This is a genomic window from Roseovarius sp. (assembly GCF_965228755.1).
In the GTDB taxonomy this organism is placed as follows: domain Bacteria; phylum Pseudomonadota; class Alphaproteobacteria; order Rhodobacterales; family Rhodobacteraceae; genus Roseovarius.
Genome location: NZ_CBDDIG010000005.1, coordinates 278388 through 293913, shown reverse-complemented (window position 1 = coordinate 293913; position 15526 = coordinate 278388). Strand labels below are relative to the sequence as shown.

Below are 15526 nucleotides of genomic sequence, written 5' to 3'. Positions count from 1 at the left end.
ATAACGCTCCATTAAGATTTTCCCATCACGCCAGGAAGCCGTTGTGACGGGTCAAGACTGCTTAGGCTGGCCCCGCCGGGGCGTCAACGCCTAAACGCCGGTGCCCCGGCGCCGGTGATAAAGAAGGGAGAGAAGGAGCAGAAAAGCGGCAAACCCCACGATCGGGGCGTCGCCGGTGCGCGCGTACGGCGTCGGCGGCAGCGCGGGCGGCAGGGCCGTGTCGATCAGCCCGGCCTCGCCCAGCGGCAGGTGCGCGGTCACCTGCCCGTTGGCGTCGATCATCGCCGAGACGCCGGTATTGGCGACGCGGATCATCGGCAGCCCCTGTTCGGCACTGCGCAGGCGGGCCTGGGCCAGGTGCTGATAGGGCCCGAGGATATTGCCGAACCACGCGTCGTTGGTGATCAGGAGGAGGAGGTCGGGCCGCTTGTCATAGGCGCCCACGTCCTGCGGGAAAACGCCCTCGTAGCAGATCAGCGGCAGGGCGAGGCCCAGCTTGCCCAGCTCGATCACCTGCGGGCCGGGGCCGGCGGAATAGCCGTTCCCCTCGTTCGAGGCGAGGCCGTAAATGCCGAAATTCGCAAGGAAATTCCCGAAGGGCATGTATTCCCCGAAGGGCACGAGGTGGTGCTTGTCGTAAAGCGCCGTCACCTCGCCGCCCTGGTCAAGGCGGATGAGCGAGTTGAAATAGCGCCGCCCTTCGAAGCGTTGCAGGCCGAGGACCACGGGCGCCTCGCCCGCCGCTTCGGAGATCGCGTCGAGCGCGGGACCCGCGCGCTCGAGCACCCAGGGGATCGCCGTTTCGGGCCAGACGATCAGGTCGGGCGCCTTCTCCTGCGGGGCGGCGGCCGTGTAGTCGAGCTGCCGGCGGAAGAAGCCCACGGCCTTTTCCGGATCCCATTTCTCGTCCTGCGGGGCGTTGGGCTGGACAAGGCGGATGGTGGCAGCGTCGGCATTCGCGCCGGCCTCTGGCGTCAGCGGGATCGCCGCGGCCCACAGCACCAGCGGCAGCGCGGCCAGCGGCGCGCCTGTCCGCCAGCGCCCGGCCATCAGCATCCAGAGCCCGGCCGCGCCCGCCAGCACCAGTGCGGTCAGGCCGAGCGACCCGCTCCACGACGCCCAGTAGAGCAGCCCCGTATCGATCAGCCCGTGGCCGATCTGCGCCCAGGGAAAGCCGGTCAGAAGGTAGGTGCGCGCGGCCTCGATCAGCATGAAGGCGGCGATGAAGGGCGCCGCGCGCCCGCCCAGCGCCCGGGTCACCGCCAGCGCGCCGGCCCAGAAGCTGCCCAGCCCGATGGCGAGGAAGACAAGCGCGAAAGGCGCCATCCAGCCGTGGCGCGGGGCGTCGATGAAGAAGGGCTCGACGATCCAGAACAGCGCCAGCATGTAGTAACCGGTGCCCGCGGCCCAGCCCAGCAGCCCTGCCCGGCGCCAGCCCGGTGCGGCCCGGCCCAGCCCGTAGACCAGCGCAAGGGAGAGAAAGGTGGCGGGCCAGATGTTGAGCGGCGCCTGCCCCAGCGCGCCCAGTGCGCCGGCCAGCACCGCCAGGGCCACCTGGGCACGCGCGCCCAGCGCCCGAACGGTTTCCGGGGCGCGCATCCGCCCTAGGCGTCCGCGTGTCCGGGCAGACGCACGCGCAGCCGCTTGATGCGGCGCGGGTCGGCCTCGACCACTTCGAAGACCGTGCCGCCCGGGTGTTCGACCATCTCGCCGCGCACCGGCACCCGGCCCAGCAGCATGAAGACCAGCCCGCCCAGCGTGTCGATCTCTTCCTCGTCCACCTCCTCGGCCTCGGTCAGCGACTGGCCGATCTCCTCCTCGAACTCGTCGAGGGGGGTCTTGGCCTGGGCGAGGTAGGTGCCCGGTTTCTCCTGCATCCAGTAGGTGTCGTCGCCGGTGTCGTGCTCGTCCTCGATCTCGCCCACGACCTGTTCGATCAGGTCCTCGATCGTGACCAGCCCGTCGACCCCGCCATACTCGTCGATCACCAGCGCCATGTGGCGCCGTTCGCTCTGCATGTTCTGAAGCAGGACACCGATCGGCATCGAGGGCGGCACGTAGAGCAGCGGCCGCACCAGCGGCTTGAGCGAAAACTTGCCGCCCTTGCCGTTGAACCCGTAGCTCAGCGCGAAATCCTTGAGGTGGGCGAGGCCCACGGGCGAATCGAGCGTGCCGTCATAGACCGGCAGCCGCGTCTTGCCGCTGTCGCGGAAGACCTTCACCAGCTCGTCCTTGGAGATGTCGACCGGCACCGCCACGATATCGGCCTTGGGCACCGAGACATCCTCGACCGTCAGGGTCCGCAGGTTGCCGAGGCCCAGCGCGCCGGGGCGCGGCGCGCTTGTCCCGTCGCCCTCGCCATTCTCTTCGCCTGTGCTGAACGCATCGAATATGCGGCGGAAAAAACCGCCCTGCTCTTCTTCGCTCTCCTGGCTGTCCGCCTGCGCGCAACGCGCCGCGTTAGAAGATGCGTCTGTGCTGTCGCCCATTGTCCTTAGGTCCAAAAAAAGGTGGGGCGTGCATACACGCGCCCCGCAGATGTTTCAATATGGGTCAGGCAGACCCAGCTTGCCAAGTATCGCCACCTCGGTTGCTTCCATCAAAGTGGCATCTTGGTCACGCACATGATCATAGCCCAGAAGATGTAACAGCGCGTGAACGATCAGGTGGGTGACATGATCGGCCATCGGCTTGCCCGCGGCCTCTGCCTCGCGCGCGCAGGTGTCGTAGGCGATGGCGATATCGCCCAGCTCGGGGTCGAGACCCGGTTCTGGCAGGTCGGGCACGGCGCCGGGGTCGTCCGGGGCGCGCTCCTCCGACGGCCAGGAGAGCACGTTGGTGGGCGTGGGCTTGTCACGGAAATCCGCGTTCAGCACGGCAATCCGGGCATCGTCGCAGGCGAGGAGGGAGACCTCCCACTCTTCCGGCGAGAGCCCGAGATGCAGCAGCGTGGCCTCCGCCGCGCGCTCGGCCAAGGGGCCGAGCCCCGCCGCCTCCCAGCGGTCGTCCTCGTAGAGAATGTCGATCTGCATCGCTTACCACGGGGGCCCGGAAAATTCGAATTTTCCGGCCCGTTTTCTTCCAAGAAAACGGCGCCCCGCCTCACACGTCCTTCTCATAGGCCTCGATGATCTTCGCCACCAGCGGGTGGCGCACCACGTCCTTCGAGGTGAAGTAGTTGAACGAGATGTTGGGGATATCCCGCAACAGCCGCTCGGCATCGTGCAACCCGCTGGTCACGCCGCGCGGCAGGTCGACCTGGCTGCGGTCACCGGTGATGACCATGCGGCTGCCCTCGCCCAGGCGGGTCAGGAACATCTTCATCTGCATCGAGGTGGCGTTCTGCGCCTCGTCCAGCACCACGAAGGCATTGGCCAGCGTCCGGCCCCGCATGAAGGCCAGCGGCGCGATCTCGATCCGCTTCTCCTCGATCAGCTTGGCGGCCTGCTTGGCGGGGAAGAAATCGTTCAGCGCGTCGTAGAGCGGCTGCATGTAGGGGTCGACCTTCTCCTTCATGTCGCCGGGCAGGTAGCCCAGCTTCTCGCCCGCCTCGACCGCGGGGCGCGCGAGGATGATCCGGTCGACATGACCCTCGATGAACATGGAAACGCCCACGGCCACGGCAAGGTAGGTCTTGCCGGTGCCCGCCGGGCCGATGCCGAAGGCCATCTCGTTGTTGAAGAGCGACAGGACATAGGCCTTCTGCGCATCCGTGCGCGGCTCGACCAGCTTCTTGCGGGTCTTGATCTCGACCGGGCCGCCCTTGAACATCTCGAGCTGGTCGCCGTCGCAGCTTTCCGTCTGCGGCTCGGGCCGGCCGCCGCCCATGCGCAGCTCGCGGTCGATATCCGCCGTTTCCACCGGGCGCCCCGCCTCGAGCCGGGCATAGAGCGCGGTCAGCACGCCCACGCCTTCCTTGACCAGCGGCTCCTCTCCCACCACCGAGAGCTGATTCCCGCGCCGCATGATCTGGACACCCAGTTGGCGCTCGATCTCGGCCAGGTTGCGGTCATGCTCGCCGCACAGGTCGATGAGGAGGAAATTATCGGGAAATTCAACGGTCTCTTCATGCAGGGCGGAAGAGTCGTCCATCGGGGGCAGCGCGGTTGTAGCCAAACAGATCTCCTGAACCAGCGTGTGGAATATATGGTGCCAAGATGGCGGCGCAACTGCAAGATAAAGGGTGGCTTTGTCATCAAGCTGGCACAAAAAAAGCCGCAGGCGCCTGGCCTGCGGCTTTTCGATGCATATGCGGCCCCGATCAGATCGGGTCGGCCACGGGCGAGCCCCGCTTGAAGGCGCCGGTCGCCACGTTCGGCGGCGCGGTGCCCGAGCAGACGGGCTTGCCGTACTGGTCGAGACGCTGCGAGAGGTAGCCCTCGATCCCGTCGTCGATGATCCAGTGGTCACACCCGTTCGGGTCGACCCAGATGCCGGCCTGAAGCTGGCTCAGGTGCTTGCTGTCGAAGCCGCGGTCGACGGTCTTGTTCTGCTTGGACCCGACACAGCCGGTCACCAGCACGGCGGCACCGAGAACGGCGCAGATTTTCACGATATTCATGGTATCCCCCTAGCGGATGCAGATGATTTCGACGCGGCGGTTCTGCTGCATGCCGGCGGCCGTCGAGTTCGGCGCCTTCGGCATGCGCTCGCCATAGCCGCGCACATCCGCGATCCGCGCGCCGGTCGAGGCGGCGATCCGGGCCACCGAGTTGGCACGGCGCAGGGACAGGTCGAGGTTGTACTCGTCCGAGGCCCGGCTGTCGGTGTGTCCGACGATGATGTAGGAAATCGCCTGGGTCTGCTGGAAGAAGCTGGCCAGCCGCTGACGCCCTGCGGCGTTGATGTGGGCGCTGTCGGTCGCGAAAAGCTGATCCGAGTTCATCACCCCGCACACGTTGCCGCGGCGGCAGACGGGAATGCCCTGGCGCGTCACGTGGGGGGACATGTACCCTTCCCAGCCGTCGTCCATCACCCAGTGTTCACAGCCATCGGGATCGACCCAGATCGTAGGAACGTACCGTTCGCCGACAACCACGCGCTGGCCGCTTTGGGCCTCGGCAAAACTTGCCGTCACTGACAAACCAATGACGGCGGCAGCAAGCCCGCCGAGGATGCCGCGAACTGTTTTCGAAAGATATTCGGTCACAGCCACTGTCCTTATGTTAACCCCCCAGATCGCACGAAAAAATGAGCAGAGAATCCGTGCGAAATGAAATTATTGTTTGAGTGTAACAAGTTTCCCTTTGTTGTGAAGCCTAAATGAAGCCACATTGTTGCCACACGGGAAACAAGTCCGTTCCGTTCCGGGGTCGGGAACGCGGATTCAGGGTTTATTCATTGACAATGCGGCCTTAGCCGACAGTCTTGAATCACCGGGTTAAGTGGCGTCCCCGCCCCGGCGCACGGCCTGTCAAACCGGCCTTCCGGCCAGCGAATTGGCCCCACTTTCGATGATTTCGACCTCCGAAAGCTCGCCCGGCTGCGCGTCGGATTCGGCCACGTGGATGGCGTGCAGATAGTCCGACTTGCCCACCATCTGGCCCGGCAGGCGCCCCGGTTTCTCGAACAGCACCTTGACCCGGCGACCCACCATCGAATCCTGCACCGCGCGCTGCTGGCGGGTGATCAGCGCCTGCAGCCGTTGCAGCCGCTCCGAGGCCTCGGCGTCGTCCACCATGGGACGTTCCGCCGCCGGCGTGCCGGGGCGGGCCGAGTACTTGAACGAGAAAGCGTAGCCGTACTGAACTTCCTCGATCAGGTCGAGCGTGGCCTGGAAATCCGCCTCGGTCTCCTCCGGGAAGCCGACGATGAAATCGCCCGACATCAGGATATCGGGCCGCGCCGCGCGGATCCGCTCGATCAACCGCAGGTAGCTCTCGGCGGTGTGGCTCCGGTTCATCCGCTTCAGGATCCGGTCGCTGCCCGATTGCACGGGAAGGTGCAGGTAGGGCATCAGCTTCTCGCATTCGCCATGGGCCGCGATCAGGTCGTCGCTCATGTCGTTGGGGTGCGAGGTGGTAAACCGGATGCGCTCCAGCCCGTCGATGTCGTTGAGCGCCCAGATCAGCCGCGCCAGGGACCAGTCGCCGCCATCCGGGCCCGGCCCGTGATAGGCGTTGACGTTCTGGCCCAGCAGGGTGATCTCGCGCACACCGCGCTCGACCAGGTCGCGCGCCTCGTCCAGCACGCGGGCCGCAGGCCGGCTGACCTCGGCACCGCGGGTGTAAGGAACGACGCAGAAGGCGCAGAACTTGTCGCAGCCCTCCTGCACGGTCAAAAAGGCGGTCGGGCCGCGCTTGGCCTTGGGCCGGCGCTTCAGCGCGTCGAACTTGTCCTCGACCGGGAAATCGGTGTCGAGCGCCTTGCCCCCGCCCCGCGCCTTGGCCTCGAGCTCGGGCAGGCGGTGATAGCTCTGGGGCCCCACCACCAGGTCGACCATCGGCTGGCGGCGCATGATCTCCTCGCCCTCGGCCTGGGCCACGCAGCCGGCCACGCCGATCTTGAGGTCGGGCCGCGCCTCCTTGAGCCCGCGGAACCGGCCCAGCTCGGAATAGACCTTCTCGGCCGCTTTTTCCCGGATGTGACAGGTGTTCAGCAGGATCATGTCGGCATCGTCAGGCGATTGCGTCTCGACATAGCCCGCGCCGCCCATGGCCTCGGCCATGCGCTCGCTGTCATAGACGTTCATCTGACATCCATAGGTCTTGATGTAGAGTTTCTTCGCCTCGGCCATCGTATCGCGCGCCCCGGAGCTTGTGAAAGGGATCAGGGCGTTTCCCTACATCAAGGCCGGGGTCACTTGCAATGCGTCGCGAATTGGCCGAATTTCGGGACCGGTCAGCCAGGGAAGACAAATGCGCCATTCCAGCCTCAACGCATTCCTGACGAACGGTGCCGCGCTGCTGGCGAAAGGGCCGGTGGCGCTGATCTTCATCGAGGACGAGATCGAGGTCGACAGCACGCTGCGCCATCATCTCGACCTGGGCTTCAGGCAGGTCGTGGTGCTGATGCCGCCGGCCTTCCCGCTGGCGGCGGATGTCGCCCGAAAGGTGATCCGCGTCGATCACGACGTCAAACGGGCCGCGGGGTTCACCGAGGTCGTCAACCGGGTGATCGCCGCCGCGCCGGGCATCTGGCTCTATTACTGCTTCAACGCCGAATACCTGTTCTTCCCGTTCTGCGAATCCCGCACCGTGGGCGAGCTGGCCACCTTCCACGGCGAGGAACGGCGCGAGGCGATGCTGACCTACGTGATCGACATCTACGCGGGCGACCTCGACCGGCACGAGAACGCGGTCGCGCTGGAGGATGCCAATCTCGACAAGTCGGGCTATTACGCGCTGGCCCGCAACGACCCCGACAACCACAACCACCCGAAGGAGCGGCAGCTCGATTTCTACGGCGGCCTCCGCTGGCGCTACGAGGAGCATATCCCGCCCGAGCGGCGCAAGATCGACCGAATCTCGCTGTTCCGGGCCAAGCCGGGCCTGACCCTGCGCGAGAACCACACGTTTTCCGACGAGGAATACAACACCTATGCCTGCCCTTGGCACAACAACCTGACGGCGGCGGTGGTGTCCTTCCGCACGGCCAAGGCGCTGAAGACGAACCCGGGCTCGACCTTCGACATCCACGATTTCCGCTGGCACAACTCGGCCCCGTTCGAGTGGCATTCGCGCCAGTTGCTCGACCTCGGCCTGATGGAGCCGGGACAGTGGTTCTAGGCGCAACCTACCGAAATCTTTAAAAGATTTCGGCCCGTTTTCTTTTCAGAGACCTCAGCGAAACTTTGAGGATTCTTCTGTTTCGGTCGAAGTGGTATGATTGGCCATGAGACAGAGCTTCACCACCCAGCCCGCCCTTTTCGCCTCCCATGAGCTGTTCGAGCATCCCGCGCTTGGGGCGCTGGACGCGGTGGAGGAGGTGATCGACTGGTCCCGGATCGAGGCGCTGTTGCCGCGGGGCGAGGAGCGGCGGCAGACGGGGCGGCCGGGCTATCCGGCGCAGACGCTCTTTCGGGCGCTGCTGCTGGGGCTGTGGTACGACCTGAGCGACGTGAAGCTTTCCGCGCAGCTGGCGCGGGACCTCCTGTTCCGCAAGTTCTGCCGGCTGGAGCTGGACCAGGGCGTGCCCGAGGCCTCGACGCTGGGGCGGTTCCGGGCGCGTCTGGGCGACCGGCTGGAGGCGGTTCTGGCCGAGGTCGTGGCGATGCTGGAGGAGGCCCGTGTGGTGCTCGCCGAGGGGCGGATCGCGATCATCGACGCGACCGTGGTGGAGGCGGCGCAGAGCGGCTACGACCGCCGCGACCCGGAGGCGGGCTCGGCGGTGAAGCTGACGGTGAAGGGCCGCCGGCGGGCGGTCTGGGGCTGGCAGGCCTTCGTCAATGCCGACGAGGACGGGTTCGTGCGGCGGGTGGCGGTGAGCCCCGGCAACCGGGCGGAGGTGGACAGCCTCGAGGATCTGGTGGTGGGCGACGAGGCGGCGCTCTATGCCGACGGGGCCTATTCCAGCCCGCGCAGCCGGGCGCTGGTGGCGCGGACGGGCATGGCCGACCGGGTGCAGCAGCGCGGCGCGAAGCACAAGCGGCTCGGCCCGCAGGACAAGGCCCGCAACGTCGAGATCGGGGTCACCCGTGCCCGGGTCGAGGCGATCTTCGGGCACTGGAAACGGCACTGGGGCCTGCGCCGGACCCGGTTCCTGGGGCTTGCGAAGATGCGCATCCTGACCGGGCTGGCCGCCGTCGGCTGGAACCTGTGGAAAGGCGCGCGGTTCCGAAGCCTCTACGGCTGAGCGAAGACGGTTATCCTCATGCATCCTCACAGGCCGGAGCGACCGAAAACCCCGGCAGAGCACAGGCCAAAGCGGTAGCCGCTTCAGAACCACCTCGGACATCCACCTGCGAGAGAGGCGTGCGTTTCGCTGAGGTCTCTTTCAAGAAAACGCTCCTACTCGCCCTTGCCCTTTTTCCGCTCCCGCGCGCTGGGGTGCTCGGAGGCGACGAACGGCACCTCCGACACAACCGCATCCACCGGCTCGCCGGATTGCTCGGCATAGGTTTCGGGCAGCTCCACCTTCAGTTCGGTGCCGACCTTCGACAGGGCCCACGGCACGTAGCCCAGCGCGATATTCGTCTCCAGCTCCGGCGACCACCAGGGCGAGGTGACATAGCCGCAGCGCGTGCCCTTGCCGTTCTGGATCAGCCAGAAATCCGGCGCGTAATCGATGATCGGGCGGCCGCCCATCTTCATGCCGACCAGCTTGAGGCTGAACGGATAGCTGCCCGCCTCGATCTGCTCGCGCTGTTTTTCCAGCGCGGCCTTGCCGATATAGTCGGCCTTTTTCTTCTTCGGCACCTGGTAGGCCAGGTTGACCTGGAAGGGCGAGGTCTCGTGATCCATGTCCTGCCCCCAGCTCAGGATGCCGGCGGCGATGCGGCGGTGGTGGCCCGGGGCGATCACCCGCAGGCCATAGCGCGCCCCCACGCCGCGCAGGGCGTACCAGACCTGCTCGGCCGCCTCGTGGGCATTGTAGACATAGACCTCGTAGCCCTTCTCGCCGGAAAAGCCGGTCTGGCTGATCAGCACCGGCGCGCCGGCGATCTCTGCCTCCATCAGACCGTAATAAGGAATCTTGCGGAGGTCCTCGCCGATCAGCTCGGCCATCATGTCCTCGGACAGCGGGCCCTGTACCTGCAGGGGCGCCACGTCGATCTCGTCGATCTCCACATCCCAGGCCCTGGGCGTGTTCACCCCCTGAAGCCACAGCATCAGGTCGCTGTCGGACAGCGAGAACCAGAACTCGTCACGCGCGGGCCGCAGCACGACCGGATCGTTCAGGATGCCGCCCTTCTCGTTGCACAGGATGCAGTACTTTCCCCGCATCACCTTGATGCGGCTGGCATCGCGGGTGATGACGTAGTTGACGAAATCCTCCGCCTGCTTGCCCTTTACCCGGATCTGGCGCTCGACCGCCACGTTCCAGAGGGTCACGCCATGCACCAGCGCCCGGTATTCGGCCATCGCGCCGCCATCCTCGGGGCGGATATAGCCGCGCGGGTGATACATGCGGTTGTAGACGGTGGCGCGCCACGCGCCCGCCTCGATCGACAGGTGCCAGAAGGGGGATTTGCGGACCCGTGTCGAGATGAGCATCTGAACGGGCGTCTGGCCGCTCTGGCGCAGGTTGACCGGAACCAGGCGGTCGCTCTGGTCGATTCCCGGGACGTTGGGGTGGGATCGCTTCTGTGTCGGCATCGCCCGTATGACGTGGGGTCGCGCCCGGAGGGCGTCAAGGCCGCTGTCGGCAGATGTCAGGCGTGCCCGGTCAGCTTGTCCATTTCAGCAGCCAGCGGGTGATCGGATCGAACTCCTGCTGGACACTGCTACCCGAGGGGCTGCTGAAGGTCTGTTTCACGAAGCCGCGCAGGTCGTCGGAATGCTCCACCGCGTACATGATATGGCCTGCCATCCTGTGCATGCCGTCATGCACCGGCGGGGCCAGGGCGCGATCCTGCCAAATCCCGTAGAGGGAGGTGAAGATCAGAAGGGCCAGCACCGTCCGCGCCCAGCGCCGCGCCCAGTCAGAGCGCTTGACGGCGGGTTCCTCACGATGCCGGTCCTGGGCTTTCCGAATGTAATCCATGATCGCCGCCTAGCAGGCCGGTTTGGCCAAAGCAGGGCAAAGGCGTGGCGGAATCGGGCCGGCGCGGCCCCGGTTTCAGAGGTTCTCGGCCTGCGGCATGCCCAGCACGTGATAACCGCCATCGACGCGGATGATCTCGCCCGTGGTGCAGGCGCCCGCGGGCGAGGCGAGGTAGACCGCCGTGCCGCCGATCGCCTCGAGCGTGGCATTGGCCCTGAGCGGGGCGTTCTCCTCGGTATGCCGGAAGGTGCGCCGCGCGCCGCCGATGGCCGCGCCCGCCAGTGTCTTCATCGGCCCGGGCGAGATGGCGTTGACCCGGATGCCTTCCGGCCCGAGGTCGTTGGCGAGGTACCGCGTGGTCGCCTCCAGCGCCGCCTTGGCGACGCCCATCACGTTGTAATTCGGCGCCACGCGGTTCGAGCCCTGGTAGGTGAGCGTCAGCATCGTGCCGCCCTTCTCCTTCATCAGCGGATGCGCCCGGCGGGCAACCTCGATGAAGGAATAACAGGAGATGTCCATCGAATGCTTGAAATTGTGCCGGCTGGTGTTGAGGAACCGGCCGGTCAGTTCGGACTTGTCCGAATAGGCGATGGCATGAACGAGGAAGTCGATGGTCGGCCAGGTCTCGCCCAGCTTTCCGAACGCCGCATCGAGCGAGGCCTCGTCGGTCACGTCGATGTCGAGCAGCATGTCCGAGCCCAGCGACGCCGCCAGCGGCTGCACCCGCTTGCCAAAGGCCTCGCCCTGGTAGGAGAACGCCAGCTCGGCGCCCGCCTCGTGCATGGCCCGGGCGATGCCCCAGGCGATCGAGCGGTCGTTCGCCACGCCCATGACCAGCCCGCGCATGCCCTTCATCGAATTGTTCATCTGCTATTGCCTATCCGTGAAATTTGCTCATCAGCATCGAGCCGTTGGTGCCACCGAAGCCGAAGGAATTAGTCATCACCGTGTCGAGACCGGCATTCTCGACGCAGGCCGTGGCGATCTCGCCCTCGTTGATCTCCGGATCCAGCGTGTCGACATTGATCGACGGGATGATGAAATCATGCTCGAGCGCCAGAAGGCAGAAGATCGCCTCGAGCGCGCCGGCCGCGCCCTGCGCATGGCCGGTCATCGACTTGGTCGAGCTGATCGGCGGCACGTGGCCCTCGCCGAAGATGCGCCGTACCGCGGCCACCTCGCCGGCATCCCCCACGGGGGTCGAGGTGCCGTGGGCGTTGATGTAGCCCACCTTGCGCTCGTTGCCCAGCTGGTCGAGCACCAGCCGCATCGCCCGCTCGCCGCCCTCGCCCGAGGGGGCCACCATGTCATGCCCGTCCGAGGTGGCGGCATAGCCGGTGACCTCGGCATAGATCTTGGCGCCGCGGGCCTTTGCGTGTTCGAGATCCTCCAACACCAGCATCCCGCCGCCGCCGGAAATCACGAACCCGTCGCGGTCGGCATCGAACGCCCGGCTCGCCGCCTCGGGCGTGTCGTTGCGCTTCGACGACATCGCACCCATCGCGTCGAAGAGGCAGCTGAGCGTCCAGTCCAGCTCCTCGCCGCCGCCGGCGAACATCACGTCCTGCTTGCCCATCATGATCTGCTCGGCCGCGTTGCCGATGCAATGCAGAGAGGTGGAGCAGGCCGAGGTGATGGAATAGTTGATGCCCTTGATCTTGAAGGCGGTCGACAGGTTCGCCGACACGGTCGAGCACATGCATTTCGGCACCGCGAAGGGCCCGATCCGCTTGGTCCCGCCGGTTTTCAGCACCGTCTGGTGCGCGCTCAGCATCGCAGAGGTCGACGGCCCGCCGGACCCCGCCACAAGGCCGGTGCGCGGGTTGACGATATCGCTTTCCTCGAGCCCGGCATCGGCAATCGCCTGTTGCATGGCGATATGGGCGTAGGCCGCCCCCGGGCCCATGAAGCGCAGGGTCCGCTTGTCGACATGCTCGGACACGTCGATCTTCAGATCGCCCGCGATCCGGCTGCGAAAGCCGTGCTCGGCCATCTCCTCGTTGGCGGTGATTCCGGACTTACCGCCCTTGAGCGACGCAAGGACTTCCTCGGCATTGTTGCCAATGCTGGAGACGATCCCCAGCCCGGTGACGACGACGCGGCGCATATTGCCTCCCTAGCTGTCTCAGTGCCTTGTAGGGCATTGGGGAAGGGTGGTGCAAGATGGCAGGGGCGGCTCCCGTCGCCGAAGTCGCTCAGCCCTCGCTGAGGGCCACCTTCATGTCCTTGACCTGGTAGATTTCCTCGCCATCGGCCTCGACCCGGCCATCGGCCACGCCCATGGTCAGGCGGCGGGTCTGCACGGCCTTGGTGAAATCGACGTAATAGGTCAGCCTCTTGCGGTCGGGCCGCACCATGCCCTTGAGCTTCACCTCGCCCACGCCCACGGCCATGCCCCGCCCGGGCCAGCCGCGCCAGCCGAGGTTGAAGCCGGTCAATTGCCACAGCCCGTCAAGCCCCAGGCAGCCCGGCATGATCGGGTTGCCGGGAAAGTGGCATTCGAAGAACCACAGGTCGGGGGTGATGTCGAACTCGGCCACCACGTGCCCCTTGCCATGCAGCCCGCCATCGGCCGAGATATCGGTGATCCGGTCCATCATCAGCATCGGCGGCTCGGGCAGCTGGGCGTTGCCGGGGCCGAACAATTCCCCCCGGGCGCATTTCAGCAGGTCATCTTTGTCGAAGCTGCTCGGGTAGTCGGCCATTCAGGCGACCCTTTCATGTTGGATACGGCACAGTCCCCGCTGCTTACCATCGCGGCAAAGCGCCTTGCAAGCCCGCGCAGCCCCCTTGGCCGGGGGCCAGAGCCATGAAATTTGTTTGAAATCCCCCTGTGGCACTGCTTATATTGCACCCGATCCAAGAGGTGGAAAATGACCGAAACGCAAGCGAACGCACGCGCCAAGGCGTGGCTAGCAGGCTCGGGCCTGAGACCGACGAGACAGCGCGTCGCCCTCGCGACGCTGCTCATCGGCGACGGCCGGCACCGCCATTTCACCGCCGAAAGCCTCTATGCCTCGGCCCAGGACGCCTGCGAGAAAGTGTCGCTGGCGACGATCTACAACACGGTCAAGGCGTTCTGTGATGCCGGCCTCGTGCAGGAGATCACGGTGGACGGCTCTAAAAGCTATTTCGACACCAACACCCACGATCACCCGCATTTCTTCTGGGAAGACGACCAGAAACTCACCGACGCCCCCGCCGAGGAGCTCGAGATCGCCCGCCTGCCCAAGGCCCCCGACGGGGCCGAGGTGGCCAGCGTCGACGTGGTCATCCGCCTGCGCCGCACCAATCGGCAGGGGTAAGTGCGACGGCCCGGCGCCTCTCGAACGGGCCGCCGACCGCGCTATTTAAGGCACAGGTAAAGCCTTTTCGTCACCGACACGTACTGGTTAATTGGCACGCGCCTCTGGCTTGCGAACTCCGCCCGGCGGTTCGGCCCGCGCGCACAAATCTCCACCGCCTTCGCATCGGCCCGTGCGATCGCCTGGGTTCGAAGCTCCTGCGACATGAACCCCATGTCGCCCTGCCCCACCTGAATTTCCACGCTCGCCTCGTTGAAGGAGGAGACCAGCGGTTCGGTCATGCTTTCGGGTGTGCCGCACCCGGCCAAAGCCCCCGTCACCATCAGCGCCGCAATGCCGAGCGTTCGTCTTTTTTCCATGATCCTTGACCACTCCAAGTTTACTTTTCACGGTCCGAGCATTAGGCGCGTATGGTAAACGAAACCTTTACAACCCCACGCAAGCCCATGTTTCACCGGAATATTCAACAGGAAGGAATGCACCATGCGCGCTGTCTGGTATGACCGTTTCGGCCCCGCCGCCGAGGTCCTCGAAACCGGCGAGGCCGAGGCCCCCACCGCCGGGCCGGGCGAGGTGCTGGTCCGCGTGGCCTTCTCGGGCGTGAACCCGTCGGATGCCAAGGCCCGCGCCGGCTCTCGCCCCGGGGTCACCAAGCCGCCCTACCCCCGAATCATCCCCCATTCCGACGGCAGCGGCGTGATCGAGGCCGTGGGTGACGGTGTCGATGCTTCCCGTGTCGGCCAGCGCGTCTGGATCTGGAACGGCCAGTGGCAGCGCCCCTTCGGCACCGCCGCCGAATACATCGCCCTGCCCGAGGCACAGGCCGTCCCCCTGCCCGAGGGCGTCTCGCTCGAGGCCGGCGCCACGCTGGGCATCCCCGGCCTGACAGCGGCGCAGACCGTCTTCGGCGGCGGCGACGTGGCCGGGCAGACCCTGCTGGTCAGCGGCGGCGCCGGGGCCGTGGGCCACAACGCGGTGCAACTCGCCAGGTCGGGCGGCGCCACGGTCATCGCCACCTCTTCATCGGGCGGCGCCGACCGGGTCAAGGCGGCAGGCGCCCACCACGTGCTCGACTACGCCGACCCCGAGCTTGCCGCGAAGATCACCGAGCTGACCGGCGGCGTCGGTGTCGACCGCGCCGTCGAGGTGGAATTCGGCGTGAACGCCGCGCTCCTGGCCGAGGTGATGAAACCGCTCGGCACCGTCGCCGCTTATGGCTCGGTCAAGAACATGACGCCGGAACTGCCATTCGGGCCGTTCCTGTTCAAGGCGCTGAAACTCGATATCACGCTGATCTACATTCTGCCCGACGCCCCCCGTTTCGAGGCGATCGAAAGGTTGCACAAGGCGCTGACCGACGGGTCGCTGAAACCGGAGGTCGAGCATGTTCTCCCGCTGGAAAAGGCTGCCGAGGCACAGGATATCGTGCTGGAACCGGGCCGCGCCGGGGCGGTTCTGCTGGACCTCGGTTAAGGCAGCAACCCGCCGGGCGAGCGGCCGTCCGCGGGTGGGCGCTCCGACGGGTGTGATGGTTGATTTATGGTTCAGCCTACTTCCGACGAATACTCTGCTTGGCA

The 15526-nt window shown here is 66.1% G+C and carries 17 protein-coding genes and 1 riboswitch; of the genes, 4 read left to right on the top strand and 13 right to left on the bottom strand.

The features are described from left to right. Positions 1 to 4 precede the first annotated feature (4 nt). Positions 5 to 53: riboswitch (SAM-SAH riboswitch) on the bottom strand. Between the two features lie 37 nt (positions 54 to 90). The 7 genes from lnt to miaB form a co-directional block, all read right to left on the bottom strand. Continuing rightward, complete coding sequence (gene lnt / locus ACO07J_RS04755; RefSeq protein WP_422026779.1) at positions 91 to 1599, bottom strand: apolipoprotein N-acyltransferase; 1509 nt, start codon at positions 1597 to 1599, stop codon at positions 91 to 93. A 5-nt stretch (positions 1600 to 1604) separates the two neighbouring features. Beyond that, complete coding sequence (locus ACO07J_RS04750; protein WP_422026777.1) at positions 1605 to 2489, bottom strand: hemolysin family protein; 885 nt, start codon at positions 2487 to 2489, stop codon at positions 1605 to 1607. 54 nt (positions 2490 to 2543) lie between these two features. Then, positions 2544 to 3032 carry an rRNA maturation RNase YbeY gene (gene ybeY / locus ACO07J_RS04745; RefSeq protein ID WP_422026775.1) on the bottom strand — a complete coding sequence of 163 codons (489 nt, stop codon included), beginning with the start codon at positions 3030 to 3032 and terminating at the stop codon, positions 2544 to 2546. A 70-nt stretch (positions 3033 to 3102) separates the two neighbouring features. After that, positions 3103 to 4116 (bottom strand): PhoH family protein, encoded by a 1014-nt coding sequence (locus tag ACO07J_RS04740; protein WP_422026773.1) that lies wholly within the window; start codon positions 4114 to 4116, stop codon positions 3103 to 3105. A gap of 145 nt (positions 4117 to 4261) precedes the next feature. Continuing rightward, on the bottom strand, positions 4262 to 4561 hold the full coding sequence (locus tag ACO07J_RS04735) for a hypothetical protein (protein ID WP_422026771.1): 300 nt from the start codon (positions 4559 to 4561) through the stop codon (positions 4262 to 4264). 9 nt (positions 4562 to 4570) lie between these two features. Further along, positions 4571 to 5116, bottom strand: coding sequence for an OmpA family protein (locus tag ACO07J_RS04730; protein WP_422029699.1), 546 nt, complete (start codon positions 5114 to 5116; stop codon positions 4571 to 4573). A gap of 297 nt (positions 5117 to 5413) precedes the next feature. Further along, positions 5414 to 6736 (bottom strand): tRNA (N6-isopentenyl adenosine(37)-C2)-methylthiotransferase MiaB, encoded by a 1323-nt coding sequence (miaB, locus tag ACO07J_RS04725; RefSeq protein ID WP_422026769.1) that lies wholly within the window; start codon positions 6734 to 6736, stop codon positions 5414 to 5416. A gap of 121 nt (positions 6737 to 6857) precedes the next feature. On the opposite strand from miaB, the gene ACO07J_RS04720 reads away from it, so the two are divergent. Both ACO07J_RS04720 and ACO07J_RS04715 read left to right on the top strand, forming a co-directional pair. Continuing rightward, entirely contained in the window at positions 6858 to 7727 is an 870-nt protein-coding gene (locus tag ACO07J_RS04720) for a hypothetical protein (RefSeq protein WP_422026767.1), read from the top strand. A 106-nt stretch (positions 7728 to 7833) separates the two neighbouring features. Then, on the top strand, positions 7834 to 8793 hold the full coding sequence (locus ACO07J_RS04715; RefSeq protein WP_422026765.1) for an IS5 family transposase: 960 nt from the start codon (positions 7834 to 7836) through the stop codon (positions 8791 to 8793). Positions 8794 to 8948: 155 nt separating this feature from the next. On the opposite strand, the gene ACO07J_RS04710 is transcribed toward ACO07J_RS04715, so the two are convergent. The 5 genes from ACO07J_RS04710 to fabA form a co-directional block, all read right to left on the bottom strand. After that, a complete protein-coding gene (locus ACO07J_RS04710) occupies positions 8949 to 10256 on the bottom strand; it encodes an aminomethyltransferase family protein (protein ID WP_422026763.1) in 1308 nt (435 codons plus the stop codon). 70 nt (positions 10257 to 10326) lie between these two features. Continuing rightward, a complete protein-coding gene (locus tag ACO07J_RS04705; RefSeq protein WP_422026761.1) occupies positions 10327 to 10644 on the bottom strand; it encodes a hypothetical protein in 318 nt (105 codons plus the stop codon). A 75-nt stretch (positions 10645 to 10719) separates the two neighbouring features. Beyond that, positions 10720 to 11511 (bottom strand): enoyl-ACP reductase FabI, encoded by a 792-nt coding sequence (locus ACO07J_RS04700; protein WP_422026759.1) that lies wholly within the window; start codon positions 11509 to 11511, stop codon positions 10720 to 10722. A 10-nt stretch (positions 11512 to 11521) separates the two neighbouring features. Next, the gene (fabB, locus tag ACO07J_RS04695; protein ID WP_422026757.1) at positions 11522 to 12751 is read right to left on the bottom strand and encodes a beta-ketoacyl-ACP synthase I; all 1230 of its coding nucleotides are present in this window, start codon (positions 12749 to 12751) and stop codon (positions 11522 to 11524) included. A gap of 88 nt (positions 12752 to 12839) precedes the next feature. Further along, entirely contained in the window at positions 12840 to 13349 is a 510-nt protein-coding gene (gene fabA / locus ACO07J_RS04690; protein ID WP_422026755.1) for a bifunctional 3-hydroxydecanoyl-ACP dehydratase/trans-2-decenoyl-ACP isomerase, read from the bottom strand. A gap of 168 nt (positions 13350 to 13517) precedes the next feature. On the opposite strand from fabA, the gene irrA reads away from it, so the two are divergent. Then, positions 13518 to 13949 (top strand): iron response transcriptional regulator IrrA, encoded by a 432-nt coding sequence (gene irrA / locus ACO07J_RS04685; protein ID WP_422026753.1) that lies wholly within the window; start codon positions 13518 to 13520, stop codon positions 13947 to 13949. Positions 13950 to 13990: 41 nt separating this feature from the next. Here irrA and ACO07J_RS04680 read toward each other — a convergent pair whose 3' ends face one another. Continuing rightward, entirely contained in the window at positions 13991 to 14308 is a 318-nt protein-coding gene (locus tag ACO07J_RS04680; RefSeq protein ID WP_422026751.1) for a hypothetical protein, read from the bottom strand. 124 nt (positions 14309 to 14432) lie between these two features. Here ACO07J_RS04680 and ACO07J_RS04675 point away from each other — a divergent pair, with 124 nt between their 5' ends. Then, positions 14433 to 15422, top strand: a complete 990-nt coding sequence (locus ACO07J_RS04675) for an NADPH:quinone reductase (protein WP_422026749.1) — start codon at positions 14433 to 14435, stop codon at positions 15420 to 15422. The last annotated feature ends 104 nt before the right edge of the window (positions 15423 to 15526 follow it).

Coding starts and splice junctions, on each gene's coding strand:
- irrA (WP_422026753.1), top strand. CDS start 13,518: ATGACCGAAACGCAAGCGAACGCACGCGCCAAGGCGTGGCTAGCAGGC.
- ACO07J_RS04720 (WP_422026767.1), top strand. CDS start 6,858: ATGCGCCATTCCAGCCTCAACGCATTCCTGACGAACGGTGCCGCGCTG.
- ACO07J_RS04700 (WP_422026759.1), bottom strand. CDS start 11,511: ATGAACAATTCGATGAAGGGCATGCGCGGGCTGGTCATGGGCGTGGCG.
- ACO07J_RS04715 (WP_422026765.1), top strand. CDS start 7,834: ATGAGACAGAGCTTCACCACCCAGCCCGCCCTTTTCGCCTCCCATGAG.
- miaB (WP_422026769.1), bottom strand. CDS start 6,736: ATGGCCGAGGCGAAGAAACTCTACATCAAGACCTATGGATGTCAGATG.
- fabA (WP_422026755.1), bottom strand. CDS start 13,349: ATGGCCGACTACCCGAGCAGCTTCGACAAAGATGACCTGCTGAAATGC.
- ACO07J_RS04710 (WP_422026763.1), bottom strand. CDS start 10,256: ATGCCGACACAGAAGCGATCCCACCCCAACGTCCCGGGAATCGACCAG.
- ACO07J_RS04750 (WP_422026777.1), bottom strand. CDS start 2,489: ATGGGCGACAGCACAGACGCATCTTCTAACGCGGCGCGTTGCGCGCAG.
- lnt (WP_422026779.1), bottom strand. CDS start 1,599: ATGCGCGCCCCGGAAACCGTTCGGGCGCTGGGCGCGCGTGCCCAGGTG.
- ACO07J_RS04735 (WP_422026771.1), bottom strand. CDS start 4,561: ATGAATATCGTGAAAATCTGCGCCGTTCTCGGTGCCGCCGTGCTGGTG.
- ACO07J_RS04675 (WP_422026749.1), top strand. CDS start 14,433: ATGCGCGCTGTCTGGTATGACCGTTTCGGCCCCGCCGCCGAGGTCCTC.
- ACO07J_RS04705 (WP_422026761.1), bottom strand. CDS start 10,644: ATGGATTACATTCGGAAAGCCCAGGACCGGCATCGTGAGGAACCCGCC.
- fabB (WP_422026757.1), bottom strand. CDS start 12,751: ATGCGCCGCGTCGTCGTCACCGGGCTGGGGATCGTCTCCAGCATTGGC.
- ACO07J_RS04680 (WP_422026751.1), bottom strand. CDS start 14,308: ATGGAAAAAAGACGAACGCTCGGCATTGCGGCGCTGATGGTGACGGGG.
- ybeY (WP_422026775.1), bottom strand. CDS start 3,032: ATGCAGATCGACATTCTCTACGAGGACGACCGCTGGGAGGCGGCGGGG.